The sequence below is a fragment of the Variovorax sp. GW823-FHT02B07 genome (assembly GCF_058797695.1).
Genome location: NZ_JBXAJX010000004.1, coordinates 433,010 through 446,671, shown reverse-complemented (window position 1 = coordinate 446,671; position 13,662 = coordinate 433,010). Strand labels below are relative to the sequence as shown.

Annotated in this window: 10 protein-coding genes; 3 read left to right on the top strand and 7 right to left on the bottom strand. The window is 68.6% G+C overall.

Annotated features, from left to right (window positions below):
• Window positions 1-5 precede the first annotated feature (5 nt).
• Entirely contained in the window at window positions 6-2,102 is a 2,097-nt protein-coding gene (locus AC1RGU_RS22865) for a TonB-dependent siderophore receptor (RefSeq protein ID WP_492697870.1), read from the bottom strand.
• Between the two features lie 174 nt (window positions 2,103-2,276).
• Between AC1RGU_RS22865 and AC1RGU_RS22860 the strand changes: the two genes are divergently transcribed.
• Window positions 2,277-3,869 carry a phospholipase D family protein gene (locus AC1RGU_RS22860; RefSeq protein ID WP_492697872.1) on the top strand — a complete coding sequence of 531 codons (1,593 nt, stop codon included), beginning with the start codon at window positions 2,277-2,279 and terminating at the stop codon, window positions 3,867-3,869.
• A 271-nt stretch (window positions 3,870-4,140) separates the two neighbouring features.
• A complete protein-coding gene (locus AC1RGU_RS22855; protein ID WP_492697874.1) occupies window positions 4,141-6,321 on the top strand; it encodes a TonB-dependent receptor in 2,181 nt (726 codons plus the stop codon).
• Between the two features lie 7 nt (window positions 6,322-6,328).
• On the opposite strand, the gene AC1RGU_RS22850 is transcribed toward AC1RGU_RS22855, so the two are convergent.
• From AC1RGU_RS22850 to AC1RGU_RS22830, 5 genes are read right to left on the bottom strand one after another with little or no spacing between them, the layout of a single operon-like run.
• A complete protein-coding gene (locus tag AC1RGU_RS22850) occupies window positions 6,329-7,018 on the bottom strand; it encodes an amino acid ABC transporter permease (RefSeq protein WP_159278447.1) in 690 nt (229 codons plus the stop codon).
• Window positions 7,018-7,755: an amino acid ABC transporter permease gene (locus tag AC1RGU_RS22845; protein WP_159273998.1), complete on the bottom strand. Its 738-nt coding sequence runs from the start codon at window positions 7,753-7,755 to the stop codon at window positions 7,018-7,020. The genes AC1RGU_RS22850 and AC1RGU_RS22845 overlap by 1 nt, the downstream gene beginning before the upstream one ends.
• 55 nt (window positions 7,756-7,810) lie before the next feature.
• Window positions 7,811-8,737 carry a transporter substrate-binding domain-containing protein gene (locus AC1RGU_RS22840; RefSeq protein WP_139700983.1) on the bottom strand — a complete coding sequence of 309 codons (927 nt, stop codon included), beginning with the start codon at window positions 8,735-8,737 and terminating at the stop codon, window positions 7,811-7,813.
• Between the two features lie 22 nt (window positions 8,738-8,759).
• Complete coding sequence (locus tag AC1RGU_RS22835; protein WP_492697877.1) at window positions 8,760-9,932, bottom strand: trans-sulfuration enzyme family protein; 1,173 nt, start codon at window positions 9,930-9,932, stop codon at window positions 8,760-8,762.
• Window positions 9,933-9,940: 8 nt separating this feature from the next.
• A complete protein-coding gene (locus AC1RGU_RS22830; RefSeq protein WP_492697879.1) occupies window positions 9,941-10,393 on the bottom strand; it encodes a hypothetical protein in 453 nt (150 codons plus the stop codon).
• A 97-nt stretch (window positions 10,394-10,490) separates the two neighbouring features.
• Here AC1RGU_RS22830 and AC1RGU_RS22825 point away from each other — a divergent pair, with 97 nt between their 5' ends.
• Window positions 10,491-11,426: a LysR substrate-binding domain-containing protein gene (locus AC1RGU_RS22825; RefSeq protein WP_139700977.1), complete on the top strand. Its 936-nt coding sequence runs from the start codon at window positions 10,491-10,493 to the stop codon at window positions 11,424-11,426.
• Here the strand turns inward: AC1RGU_RS22825 and AC1RGU_RS22820 are convergent.
• Window positions 11,407-13,629 (bottom strand): copper-transporting P-type ATPase, encoded by a 2,223-nt coding sequence (locus AC1RGU_RS22820; protein ID WP_492697881.1) that lies wholly within the window; start codon window positions 13,627-13,629, stop codon window positions 11,407-11,409. The genes AC1RGU_RS22825 and AC1RGU_RS22820 overlap by 20 nt on opposite strands.
• Between the last annotated feature and the right edge of the window lie 33 nt (window positions 13,630-13,662).

Genomic DNA, 13,662 nt, shown 5'->3' with positions numbered 1-13,662 from the left:
AAAGGCTAGAAGCGGTAGGTGGCGCTCGCCACGATGTTGCGTCGCGCACCGTACCAGCAGTCGCCGCGCGACAGGCAGGTGCTGAAGTACACCTTGTCCGTCACGTTGTTGATGTTGAGCGCATAGCGCCACTGGGCCGTATCGTAAGCAAACACCAGGTCGGCCAGTGCCACGCCGGGGATGCGCGGGCCGGTGCCGAACTGGGTGTCGCGGAACGAACTCATCACGCGCACGCCCGCGCCGGCCGAGAAGCCGCTCATGCCGGCCACCGAGAACCTGTACTTGGCCCAGAAGCTGGCCTGATGCTTGGGCAGGCCTTCGATCTGCGCGTCGGCGTCGGTGTAGTTGTAGTGGGCGATCAGGTCGAGGTTCGCGCCCACCGAGCCCTTGGCTTCCAACTCGACGCCCTTGGTCTTGGTGAGGCCGCGCTGCGAGAACACCTTCGGCTGCTCTTCGACGATCTGGTTCTTCTCGCGCAGGTCGTACACCGCGGCGCTGAAGGCCATGGCGCGGTTCTTCGGCTCGTACTTGACGCCCGCTTCCCACTGCTCGCCGCGCAGCGGCGAGAAGATGCGGCCTTCGCGCGGCGACTGCGGCGTGAACGACTCGCTGTAGCTCAGGTACGGCGACCAGCCCGAGGGATGGGCGTACATCACGCCCAGGCGCTTGGTGGTGGCGCTGCTCTTTTGCTCGTCGCTGCCGGCGGCGCTGGACACGGCGCGGTCATGGCGCAGGCCGGCCACGAAGATCCAGTTGTCGAGCTTGATCTGGTCCTGCAGGTACAGGCCGGTCTGGCGCTGGCGGGTGCGCGGACGCGCCACGCGCTCGGGTTCGTCCACGTGGCCGTACACCGGCGCATAGAGGTCGATGGTGTCCGCGGTGGTGCCGCCCCAGACGTTCTCGCGCTGGCGCGCGAAGTCCGCGCCCACGAGCAGCGTGTGCTTGAGCGCGCCGGTCTGGAAGTGGCCCTCGACGTGGTTGTCGAGTGTCTGTGTGCGGTTGCGGGTCAGCTGGCTGTCGAAGTAGCGGGGGAACACGCGCTTGAAGATCGGGTCGGTCGACCAGCTGTCGAAGCCGCTGAACGCGCCGCCGTAGTGGTAGCGGTTGTCGTTTTCGTTCTTCGCGTAGCGGAAGTTCTGGCGCACGGTCCAGCTGCCGTTGAACTTGTGCTCGAACTGCCAGCCGAAGGTCTGGCGCTCGCTGTTGTAGTAGTCGCCGGCCTCGCCGATGAAGCGGCTGGCGGGCACGCGGCCGTTCGGGTTCGGCAGCAAGGTGCCTTCCCACGGCAGGAACTGCGAGCTGCTGCCGCTCTTGTCCTTCTGCCACAGGCCCTGCAGCGTGAGCGAGGTCGCCGCGTTGGGCCGCCAGGTGAGCGAGGGCGCGATCACGCTGCGGTCGTCGGGCACGTTGTCCACTTGCGAATCGGACTTGCGCTGCAATGCGATCAGCCGGTACGACAGCGAGCCGTCGGCATTCAGCGGACCGGTCAGGTCGGCCTGCACCTGCTTGCGGCCGAAGCTGCCGAACTGCACGCCCACCTCGCGCTGGGCCTCCTGCAGCGGCCGCTTGCTGACCATGTTGACCACGCCCGCCGCGGTGCCCGCGCCGAACAGCATGCCCGAGGGGCCGCGCAGCACTTCGAGGCGCTCCAGCGTGTAGGGCTCGGTGCGCGTGGTGCTGGTGTAGTAGCCGTAGGCCTGGCGCAGGCCATCCAGGTAGATGTCGGGGTAGGCGCCGCGCACGCGGATCGAGTCGGTGCGCGAATCGACACCGTAGGCGTCGGAGCGCACGCCCGCCGCGTAATTGAGGGCGTCCTGCAGGTTGTTGGCGCCCTGGTCGACCATCTGGTCGCGCGTGATCACGGTGACGGACTGCGGCGTTTCCGACAGCGGCGTGTCGGTCTTGGTGGCGGTGACGGCGTTCTTCGCGCGGTAGCCGATCACGGGCGAGGTGGCGGTTTCGGCTTCGGCGTTCGCATCGACGCGCACTTCGGGCAGCGAACCCGTACCGCCCGTTTGCGCCAGAACGTGCTGCTGCGCGTAGATCGCCAGACAGCCCACCAGCACTGAAGCGGCCCTGCGCCGCGCCCTCATTCTTGCCATGTTTTTATTGCTCATTGAACACTATTGATAACAATTCGCATTCTATTGTCAAGAAAGTCGCGGTCCACGGGTTTTCCAGCACACGGGGGCGAAGCGTTGCAAAACCGCCGCGGTCGCCGTCGCGAGCCGGGCTACGATGCCGCCCGCACGCCCTTGCGTGCGCTGACAGGCCCCATGCTCAAGCTCCTCGCCTCGTTGTTTCCTGCGCTGCGCGGCCCGGCGCTGATGCTGGCCGTGCTGGTGCTCACCGGCTGCGCCGGCCTGCCGCCGCGCCTGCCCGATGGGCCGCCCTCGATCGCCATTCCCGCTTCGTCCGCCACCCCGCTCGGCCATGCCGCCGCCAGCCTCGATTCGCCGCCCGACGGGCTGTCGAGCATGCGGCCGCTGATCGAGGCCTCGTTCGCGCTCGATGCGCGGCTGGAGCTCATCCGCCGCGCCCGGGCCTCGCTCGACGTGCAGACCTACCAGCTCGGCAACGACAAGACCGGCCGCCTGCTGCTGCGCGAACTGCGCGACGCCGCCCGGCGCGGCGTGCGCGTGCGGCTGCTGCTCGACGACTTCTACACCGCCGGCATGGACCGCCTGCTGCTCGGGCTGGCCGCCGAGCCGAACGCGCAGGTGCGGCTGTTCAACCCTTTCGTGAACGCGCGCGATCACTCGTCGCTGCGCTGGCTGGAGTTCTTCGGCGATTTCCGGCGGCTCAACCACCGCATGCACAACAAGCTGTTCATCGCCGACGGCGCCATGGCCATCGCTGGCGGGCGCAACCTCGCGGACGAGTACTTCCTGCGCAGCGAGAGCGCCAACTTCATCGACTTCGAACTGCTGTTGGCCGGCCCGGTGGTGCCGCAGTCGGCCGGGATATTCGACACCTACTGGAACAGCGACGTGGTCTACCCGCTGCAGCGCATGGCCGGCACGACGCTCACGCCCGACGAGCTCAAGGCCGCCTTCGACGCCGCGACCTCGCCCGCCTTTGCGCCCCTGCCCGATCCGCTGGCCGCCACCGACCTGCTGGGCGACCTGCCGCTGGGCGCGCAGCTGGACAACATCGGCGAGACGCGCTGGATCCGGGCCGAGGCCGCCGCCACCGCCGACAGCCCGAACAAGGCCCTGGGCACGATGGCGCGTCCGCAGGAGTCGCTGGCACAGCGCTTCCACGAGATGCTGGGCGCCGCGAAGTCGAACGTGGTGGTGATCTCGCCCTACTTCATTCCCGGCGACGAGGGCATGGAGCGCATCCGCATGGGCCGCGACCACGGCCTGAGCATCACGGTGGTCACCAACTCGCTGGCCGACAGCGACGAGCCGCTGGTGAACATCAACTACAACCGCTACCGCGTCGACATGCTCAAGCTGGGCGTGAACCTGTACGAGGTGAGCACGCAGCAGCTCAAGCGCAGCGGCCAGTTCCGCAGCCTGCTCAAGAAGGCGCGCGGACGCCTGCACGCCAAATTGGCGCTGGTCGACCGCCAGTGGGTGCTGCTCGGCTCGATGAACCTCGACCCGCGCTCGGCCCTGCTGAACACCGAGTTCGGCGTGCGCGTGCGCAGCTTCGAGCTCACGCAGGCGCTGCTCTTCGCCTACCAGCTGGACGACATGGAAGGCGTGTACCGCGTCGTGCTCAAGCCCGACGGCCAGAACGTGCAGTGGATCGGCACCGGCGACGTGCACAACGAGGTGCTCGACAGCGAGCCCGACTCCAGCATGCTCACGCGCCTGCAGCTGCTGCTGTTCTCGTGGTTCGTGCCGACCGACCAGCTGTGAGCGGCGAGCGGGCGGCCCCGCGTCGCATCCTCGCCACAAATGCAAACGCCTCGCATTTAGCTCTTTAGAATTCAGCCCGCCGCGTCCAGCGGCCGTCATGGCGTCCCGCCACGGAGCTTCTTCCGTCCGCGCTGCGCCATTGCCTCACCCAGACATTTCCAGTTCAAGGCAGGGCACGACAACGCCCTTCGTCTCTCGCGACGAAGGGCGTTGTCGCGTACGGCTGCGCCTGCGCGGCACCGCCCTCCAAGAACAAGCACAACCGGACAACATGAAGCCCTCCTCCCGCACAGCCACCCGCACCGCCACCCCCTCGCGCCCGCTGTGGCCCCTTTCGCTGCTGGCCGGCGCCGCCCTCGCGTCGCTGTCGGGCGTGGCGCTGGCACAGGCCAGCGCCTCGACCCTGAAGGAAGTCACCGTCAGCGCCGAGGACGACAAGGGCTACGCCCCCGCCGCCGCCAGCACCGCCACCAAGGGCAGCGCGCCGCTGCGCGACGTGCCGCAGGCCGTGAACGTGCTGCCGGAGCAGCTGCTGCGTGACCAGGGCACCGTGTCGATGCAGGACGCCCTGCGCAACGTGCCGGGCGTGAGCTTCAACCACGGCGACGGCCAGCGCGACCAGGTCGTGATCCGCGGCTTCAGCGGCATCTCCGACTGGTTCGTGGATGGCGTGCGCGACGACGCGCTGTACTTTCGCGACCTGTCGGACACCGAGCGCATCGAGGTGCTCAAGGGCCCGGCCGCCGTGCTCTACGGCCGCGGCTCCTCGGGCGGCCTGATCAACCGCGTGACCAAGAAGCCCGTGTTCGAGCGCCGCTTCGGCGAGGTCTCGCTGGGCCTGGGCAGCCACCACTACACGCGCAGCACGATCGACCTGAACACGCCCATCGGCGAGAACATGGCCTTCCGCCTGAACGTGGCGGGCGAGCAGTCGGACAGCTACCGCGACCAGCAGTTCACCGACCGCCACAACATCGCGCCCTCGCTCGCGATCAAGTTCAGCCCGCAGACCGACCTGCTGCTGCAGTACACCAACCTACGCGACCAGCGCCTCACCGACTTCGGCATTCCGGCGCTCAACGGCCGCCCGGTCGATGTGCCCATCGGCGCCTACTACGGCTCTGCGCACGGCAAGCGCGACGACACCGTGACCAGCAAGGTGCAGACCTTCACCGCCACGCTGAACCACCGCTTCAGCGACGCGCTGAGCCTGCGCAACACCACGCGCTATTCCAGCTACCACCTGGACCGCAACAACACGCTGCCCAGCGGCACCACCGACCCGGTGCGCCTGACGGTGGGCCGCACGCGCGGCATCGTCGACCGCGACGAGAGCGGCTGGTTCAACCAGACCGACCTGACCTGGCGCAACGACCTGGGCGGCTTCAAGCAGGAGTGGCTGGTGGGCGCCGAGTTCGGCGTGCAGCGCAAGCGGCTGTTCAGCGTGTCTTCCGCTACAGGAGCGCAGCGCGTGAACCTGTTCAGCCCGGTGGCGGACCCGCTGCCGATCCCGCTGGCCACCTACCTCGCCGACGGCGCGATCCCGAGCAACAGCGAGTTCAAGACCGCGGCCGTGTACTTCCAGGACCAGATCACGCTGGCGCCGCACTGGAAGGCACTGATCGGCGGGCGCTACGACGTGTTCAAGCAGGACACCAGCTTCGAGCGCAAGCTCGCGCCGCTGGAGCGCACCGACCGCAAGTTCAGCCCGCGCGCCGGCGTGGTGTGGCAGCCCGACACGGTGCAGTCGTACTACGTGTCGTACAGCCGCTCGTTCCAGCCTTCGGGCGAGAACTTCGCGCTGTCCACCGGCAACATCGACAACGCGCCCGAGATCACCGTCAACAAGGAAATCGGCGCCAAGTTCGACCTGCTCGACGGCGGCCTGAACCTCACGACCGCGCTGTTCAACCTGGAGCGCTCGGGCATCAAGAACACCGACCCGAACAACCCGCGCCGCCAGATCAACGTCGGCACGCAGCGCACCAACGGCCTGGAGCTTGCGCTCAACGGCCGCCTGCCGGGCCGCTGGGACGTGAGCGCGGGCTATGCCTACCTCGACGCGAAGATGACCAAGTCGCTCGCCACCGTGAGCTCGCTGCAGCTGCCCGTGGGCGCCGCGATCCCGGTGCAGGGCAAGACCGCCGCGCTCACGCCGCGCCACTCGGCCTTCGTGTGGGCCATGAAGGACCTCGGCCACGGCTTCAGCGCCGGCGGCGGCCTGAACTACGTCAGCGCGCGCTATGCCTCGCTGAGCAACCTCGTCACGCTGCCCTCGTACCTGACCGCCGACCTCGCGGCCAGCTACAAGACCGAGCGCTACGAGATCGCGCTGAACCTGAAGAACATCGCGAACCGCAAGTACTACGTCTCGGCCCACGGCAGCGTGGACAACCTGATCCTGCCGGGACCGGGGCGCGAGGTGCAGCTGACGCTGCGCGCCAAGTTCTGAGAAGGCCTCAGGTCGCCGCCGCCACCTTGCGCCGTTGCAGCCACGTGACCCACCAGGCACCCGCCGTGCACAGCACCAGGTAGACGACGGCGACCAGGATGTAGACCTCGACCACGCGCCCGTCGCGTTGTCCCACCTTGCTGGCGGCGCCGAGAAAGTCGTTCAGGCTGATCACGTAGACCAGCGAGGTGTCCTTGAGCAGCGCGATGGTCTGGTTGATGAGCGAGGGCGTCATGTTGCGAAAGGCCTGCGGCAGGATCACGTGCCGCATCGCCTGCCCCGGCGACATCCCCAGCGACTGCGCCGCCTGCATCTGGCCGGCGCGCACGCTGCCGATGCCGGCGCGGATGATCTCGCAGTAGTACGCGGACTCCGCGAGCACGAAGGCCACGAGCGCGGCGTAGATCGGCCCGACGCCGAGGTTCGGGTCGCCGGTCACGGCGCGCAGCACCACCGGCATCAGGAAGTAGATCCACAGGATCGTGAGGATCAGCGGGATCGAGCGGAACAGGTTCACGTACCCCGCCACGAGCGCCGCCACCGGCCGCGGCGCGAAGATCCGCGTGATCGCCAGCAGGGTCCCCAGGCCGATGCCGGCGGCCATGGAGGCCGCCACCAGCAGGGCGGTCATCTGCAGGCCCTGCAGCAGGTACGGCCAGGCGCGCTGCAGGGCGACCCAATCGAAGTCGTAGCCCATCACGCGGCGCCCAGCAGCCCGGGCACGCGCACCCGATGCTCGATGCGGCGCATCAGCACGATCACGCCGTAGGTGATCGCCATGTAGATGAGCGTCGCCACGATGAAAGCCTCGAAGGGATGGGCGCTGAACTCGCTGAGCTGGCGCGTCTGCCCGGTGAGCTCCATGAGCCCGATCGTCAGCGCGACGGCCGAGTTCTTGAACACGTTCAGGAAGTCGGACGTCAGCGGCGGGATGACGATGCGCAGGGCCTGCGGCAGGATGACGTACCGGTAGGCCGCCACGGTTCCCAGGCCCATCGCCATGGCCGCCTGCTTCTGGCTGCGCGGCACCGACTCGATGCCCGCGCGCACCTGCTCGGCCGCCTTCGCCGCCGTGTAGAGCGTGAGGCCCACCAGCACGGTGAGGAACTGGTTCGCGGTCGGGTTCATCTGCTTGATCGCATGGCCCCAGGCGGTCGGCAACAGTTCGGGCACCACGAAGTACCAGAGAAACAGCTGCACCAGCAGCGGCGTGTTGCGAAAGCAGTGGATGTACACCGCCGACAGCGCGCGCGCCGTCCGGTGGGGCAGCGTGCGGGCCACGCCGGCGATCAGGCCCAGGCCCAATGCCAGCGTCCAGGCCAGCAGCGACAGCGCGACCGTCCACAGCAACCCGCGCACCAGCATCAGGCCGTACAGGCCCTCCCCCGTGACCGAGGGTTTGAAGAAGATCAACCAATCCCAGGTGTAGTGCATCGCGAAAGGTGCCGGCAGGCGGTTCGGTTCGTGAAGGGGTGGCCGCGCCCGCGCCTTACAGCGGCTGGTCGCTCGGATGGCGCACGAGCTCCTGCATGTCGGGCGACATCGGGAAGTTGACCGTCACACTGCCCTTCACCGCGATGGGCTTGAGGAAGTACTTCTCGTACAGCGCGGTGAACTCGCCCGATCGCATCATCCCGGTGATCACGCCGTCGACGAGCTTCTTGAACGCCGCGTCGCCCTTGCGCAGCATGCAGCCATAGGCCTCTTTCTGCTGCGGCACGCCGACCACCTCCCAGTCCGCCGGGTTCCTGGCGCGGGCGATGTTGCTGAAGAGAATGATGTCGTCCTGCGTCGCGGCCACCGCGCGCCCGGTCTCCACGGTCAGGAAGTTCTCGTTGATGTCCTTGGCCAGGATGATCTGGATGCCCCACTTGTTCTTCTCGTTGAGCTGCCGCAGCATGCGCTCCGCCGTGGTGCCCGCGCTGACCACGACGTTCTTGCCGACGAGGTCGGCCCAGTGCTTGATGCCGGAGTTCTTGCGCACCAGCAGGCGCGCGCCCACAACGAAGAAGGTCGTCGAGAACGACACCTGGTTCTGCCGCTCGGCGTTGTTGGTGGTCGAGCTGCACTCCAGGTCGACCGTCTGGTTGGCCACCAGCGGAATGCGCGTCTGCGGCGTGACTTCCAGGGTCTTGACCTCCAGCCGGGCGAGCTGCAGGTCCTTCTTCACCTGGGCGACCACGCGCTGCGAAATTTCCCAGGCGAAGCCAGCCTGCTTGTTGTGGTCGTCCAGGTAGTTGAACGGGATCGAGGCGCCGCGCGTGGCCACCGTGATCGCCCCGGTGTCCTTGATCTTCTTGAGCGTGCCGTCCAGCGGCGATGCGGTCTGCGCGGCAACGCCGGCGCACAGCGCGAGGCCGGCCATGGCGAGGAAGGAACGGATCAACGCGGCGTGAAGGGTCGGCTTGAAAGTCATCGCGGGCTCCAGGTGTCGGGGATCAGAGATCGAAACGCGTGGCGCAGGCGTCCAGCGCGCCGAGCAGCTCGTCGCGCAGGGCCTGGGGGTCGTCCAGGCCGATCGACAGGCGGATGACCGGCCCTTCGACGTCGCAGAAGTTGCGCCTGGCGAGTTCCTCCGCCGGGTAGAAGGCCGCGATGCTGCGCACGCCGCCCCAGCTGGCGCCGATGGCAAAGCGCTTCAGGCCGGCGAACAGCGCCCGGTAGGCGTCGTAGGGGCAGTCCACGAGCTGCAGCGACATCACGCAGCCGGGCTGCGCGAAATCGCGCGCCCACAGCGCATGGTCCGGCGCGCCGGGCAGCGCCGGAAAGAGCATGCGGCGCACGAGGCGGTGCGCGGCGAGTTGCCCGGCGATCAGGCACGCGCTGGCGGCCTGGCGCTCCATGCGCACCTGCATCGTGTCCAGGCCCCGGGCCACCAGGAAGCAGTCCTCCGGGCTCACGGCCAGCCCCATCAGCGACTGCAGGCCGCGCAAGGACCGGTACAGGCCTTCGTCCTGGGTGGTGACGCTGCCCATCAGCACGTCAGAATGGCCGCCCATGTACTTGGTGCATGCGTGAATGCACAGGTCGACGCCGTGCGCCAGCGCGGCAAAGCCCAGCGGGCTGGCCCAGGTGTTGTCGATGGCGGTCAGCACGCCACGGGCCCGCGCCACGGCGGTGATTGCCGGCACGTCCTCGACTTCCATCGTCACCGTGCCGGGCGACTCCAGCCAGATGAGCCGCGTGTTCGGGCGCACGAGGCGCTCGATGCCCGCGCCGATGCGCGGCGCATAGAACTCGACCTCGATGCCCAGCGCCTGCAGCCGTTCGACGGCGAAGGACTTGGCCAGGCCGTAGGCGGCATCGGTCATCAAGAGGTGGTCGCCCTTCTGGAGCAGCGCGAGCAGCGCGCCGCAGATGGCAGCCTGTCCGGAAGGAAAGACGATGCCGTGGGCGGCGCCGTCCAGCTCGGCGATGCGCGCCTCGAGGGCGCGCTGCGTCGGCGTGCCCGTCGTGCCGTAGCTGAAGCCGTCCGGCAGGCGGGTGCGGCGGTGCACGAAATCGTCGAGCGAATCGAACACGACCGTGGAGGCGCGCCACACCGGCGGCGCCAGGCTGGCGAAGGCGGCGTCTGCAGGGGACGCGCCGGGATGGGAAATGGAAGGGTTCACGGTGGAATTCAGTTCGCGGGGGCCGATTCGATGAGCTGCAGCGCATGCTTCATCTGCTCGACGGCCATGGTTTCGAGATCGGTGTAGACCTTCATCTCCACGCCCAGGCGGGTGAAGGTCTCGCGGGCGCTGGCGATCCGGGCCGGGTCCTGCGTCTTCGGGTTGGCCAGTGCCGCCTCGAGGCGCTTGTACTCGCTGGTGAGCAAGGCCGGCTGCTCGCCGAGGGCACGCAGGCCGGCATTGGTCATCGAACGGATGCGCAGCAGCATCTTCACGTCCGACTGCTCCATCTCGCCCTGCGCCCGCTCCAGCGCCAGCCTGGCGGCCACCGCCTGCGGGCTGTCGGGCTTGCGGGTGGCCGCGAGGGTCTGGAACCTGGCGACGTCGCTGGAAAAATCGTGCGCCCATGCGGGCGCCGCACACGCCAGGACCGTCACTGCAAGCGCTGTTCGAAGGTTCATCTCGCGTCTTTCGGGAAGTGGCTGAAGACACCAACTCTAGGACGCTGGAGATAATCCGGATCGCGCTCGAAATTCTTTCTCCATAAGTGGTTGTTATATGTTGCTCCGAGAGATCGAGGTGTTCCGTTCCGTGATGTCCGTGGGCTCCGCGAGCAAGGCGGCCGCGCTGCTGGGCGTGACGCAGCCGGCCATCAGCCAGTCGCTGCGCAGGCTGGAGGAAGCCGCGGGCTTTCCCCTGTTCCGCCGGCTGCGCGGCCGCCTGCACCCCACACCCGAAGCGCAGGCGCTGCTGACCGAGGTCGAGCGCGTCTTCGTGGGCCTGAGCAGCATCGAGCACCGCATGCGCAGCCTCAAGCGCTTCGGCGTCAACACGCTGCGCATGGCGGTGTACCCGGCCTTCGGCCTGAGCTTCGTGCCGCGGGTGCTGTCGCGGCTGGTGGCCGAGCGCGGCGACGCCGACGCCCGCCCGCAGATTTCGCTGCAGGTGCTCAGTTCGCGGGAGGTGCACGAGGCCGTGCTGGGGCGCCAGGTCGACTTCGGGCTGATGGCCGACGAGATGCCGACGACCGGTCTGGAGCACTCCGAATTCGCGCGCTTTCCGGGCGTGGTGGTGATGCATGCCAAGCACCGGCTGGCCCGCGCCAGGACCATCCAGCCGCATCAACTCGCCGAAGAGCCCTTCCTCGCGCTCAACCCGGAAGATGCGTCCCGGCGCCGCCTGGAGCGGGCCCTGGCGGACTGCAACGTCGCGCTGAGCGTGCTGGTCGAGACCCCGTACGCGGCCAGCGTGTGCGAGATGGCCCTGAGCGGCATGGGCATCGGCGTCGTCAACCCGGTCACCGCGCTGGAGTACGCGCAGCGCGGCCTGGCCGTGCGCCCGCTGTCGCTGGAGGTGTCCTTCGCGGGCCTGCTGGTGCTGCCGCCGGGACAGCCGCTGTCCGGCCTGGCGGTGCGCGTGCTCCAGCTCATGCGCATCCAGCTGGCCGAAGACCAGAAGGCCCTGGCGGGCCTTCTCAAGCCTCGCGCCAGGTAGCGCCGCGCAGGCGCAAGGCATTGGTGATCACCGACGCCGAGCTCAGGCTCATGGCCAGCGCCGCGATCATCGGCGACAGCAGCCAGCCGGTGAACGGGAACAGCACGCCCGCGGCCAGCGGCACGCCCAGCGCGTTGTAGAGGAAGGCGAAGCCCAGGTTCTGCTTCATGTTGGCGATGGTCTGCTCGGAGATGACGCGCGCCTGCGCAATGCCGCGCAGGTCGCCCTTGACCAGCGTCACCTGGGCGCTGTTCATCGCCACATCGGTGCCGGAGCCCATCGCCACGCCGACGTCGGCCTTGGCGAGCGCAGGCGCGTCGTTGATGCCGTCGCCGGCCATCGCGACGATGCAGCCCTCGCGCTGCAGCCTGTCGACCAGCGCGAGCTTGTCGGCGGGCTTCACTTCGCCGTGCACCTCGTCGATGCCCAGCTTCGCGGCGACGGCGCGGGCCGTGGTCAGCCCGTCGCCCGTGGCCATGATGACGCGCAGGCCCGAAGCCTTGAGCGCGGCCAGCGCCTCCAGCGTGGTGGGCTTGATCGGGTCCGACACCGCGAGCAGGCCGGCCGCCTGGCCGTCCACCGCCAGGAACATGACGCTCGCGCCCTCGGCCCGCAGCGCCTCGGCCTGCGGCTTGAGGTCGTCGACCCGCACGCGCAACTGCTCCATGAGCGCCGTGTTGCCGAGCGCCAGCTTCCGGCCGGCCACGGCGCCGCTCACGCCAATGCCGCTGCTGGATTCGAAACCCTCGGGCGTGTCCAGCGCCAGCTGGCGCTCGCGCGCCGCCCGCACGATGGCGTCGGCCAGCGGGTGCTCGCTGCCCTGGTCCAGGCTGGCGGCCAGGCGCAGCACCTCGTCGGCGGTGAAGCCGGGCGCAGGCACCGCGCGCTCGAACTGCGGCCGGCCTTCGGTCAGGGTGCCGGTCTTGTCGACGATGAGCGCATCGACCTTGCGGAAGTTCTCGATCGCCGCGGCATCGCGGAACAGCACGCCCTGCGTGGCCGCCTTGCCGGTGGCCACCATGATCGACATCGGCGTCGCAAGGCCCAGCGCACAGGGGCAGGCAATGATGAGCACCGCCACGGCATTGATGAGGCCATAGACCCAGCTGGGCTGCGGCCCGAAGAAGCCCCAGGCGAAGAAGGTCAGCACCGCGATGGCGATCACCGTCATCACGAAGTAGCCGGCGACCTGGTCGGCCATCCGCTGCATCGGCGCGCGGGAGCGCTGGGCCTGCGCCACCATCTGCACGATGCTCGCGAGCACGGTCTGCGAGCCGACCTTTTCCGACTGCATGACGAGGGCGCCGTTGGTGTTGAGCGTCGCGCCGATGAGCTTGTCGCCCACGCGCTTGGTCACGGGCAGCGGCTCGCCGGTGAGCATCGACTCGTCGACCGCGCTGCCGCCTTCGATCACCACGCCGTCCACCGGCACCTTCTCTCCGGGGCGCACGCGCAGCCTGTCGCCGACATGCACATGGCCGATGGGCACGTCTTCCTCGGTGCCGTCGGCGCCGATCCGGCGCGCCGTCTTGGGTGCGAGCCCCAGCAGCGACTTGATGGCCGCGGAGGTCTGCGAGCGCGCCTTGAGCTCGAGGATCTGGCCCAGCAGGGTGAGCGAAATGATCACCGCCGCCGCTTCGAAGTAGACCGACACGCGCCCCATCGACACGAACGACGCGGGGAACACGCCGGGCGCCACCGTGGCCACGACGCTGTAGGCAAAGGCGGCGGCCGTGCCCAGGCCGATCAGGGTCCACATGTTCGGGCTGCGGTTCGCCACCGACTGCACCGCGCGCACAAAGAACGGCCAACCGGCCCACAGCACGATGGGAACAGTGAGCACGAGCTCGATCCAGCTTTGCGTGCCCATCTCGAACCACTGCAGGCGGTGGCCGGCCATGGCGAGCACGGTGACGACAACGCTGAGCGGCAGCGTCCAGAAGAAGCGTCGCTTGAAGTCTTTCAACTCGGGATCTTCGCCCTCGTCGAGGGTCGGCATCTCGGGCTCCAACGTCATGCCGCACTTGGGGCAGTTGCCCGGGTGGTCCTGCCGGATCTCCGGGTGCATGGGGCAGGTGTAGACCGTGCCCTCCGCAGCGGGCTGCGCAGGGCCCGCGGGCGCATGCCCGTGCGATGCGTGGTGATCGTGGTGGCCGTGATGACCGTGGGGGTGTCCTGCGTGCCTGGTGGACGTGTCGTTCATTCGCGTTCTCCGACAGGAAAGGGGGAAGCCCTT

Coding starts and splice junctions, on each gene's coding strand:
- AC1RGU_RS22865 (WP_492697870.1), bottom strand. CDS start 2,102: ATGGCAAGAATGAGGGCGCGGCGCAGGGCCGCTTCAGTGCTGGTGGGC.
- AC1RGU_RS22860 (WP_492697872.1), top strand. CDS start 2,277: ATGCTCAAGCTCCTCGCCTCGTTGTTTCCTGCGCTGCGCGGCCCGGCG.
- AC1RGU_RS22855 (WP_492697874.1), top strand. CDS start 4,141: ATGAAGCCCTCCTCCCGCACAGCCACCCGCACCGCCACCCCCTCGCGC.
- AC1RGU_RS22850 (WP_159278447.1), bottom strand. CDS start 7,018: ATGGGCTACGACTTCGATTGGGTCGCCCTGCAGCGCGCCTGGCCGTAC.
- AC1RGU_RS22845 (WP_159273998.1), bottom strand. CDS start 7,755: ATGCACTACACCTGGGATTGGTTGATCTTCTTCAAACCCTCGGTCACG.
- AC1RGU_RS22840 (WP_139700983.1), bottom strand. CDS start 8,737: ATGACTTTCAAGCCGACCCTTCACGCCGCGTTGATCCGTTCCTTCCTC.
- AC1RGU_RS22830 (WP_492697879.1), bottom strand. CDS start 10,393: ATGAACCTTCGAACAGCGCTTGCAGTGACGGTCCTGGCGTGTGCGGCG.
- AC1RGU_RS22825 (WP_139700977.1), top strand. CDS start 10,491: ATGTTGCTCCGAGAGATCGAGGTGTTCCGTTCCGTGATGTCCGTGGGC.
- AC1RGU_RS22820 (WP_492697881.1), bottom strand. CDS start 13,629: ATGAACGACACGTCCACCAGGCACGCAGGACACCCCCACGGTCATCAC.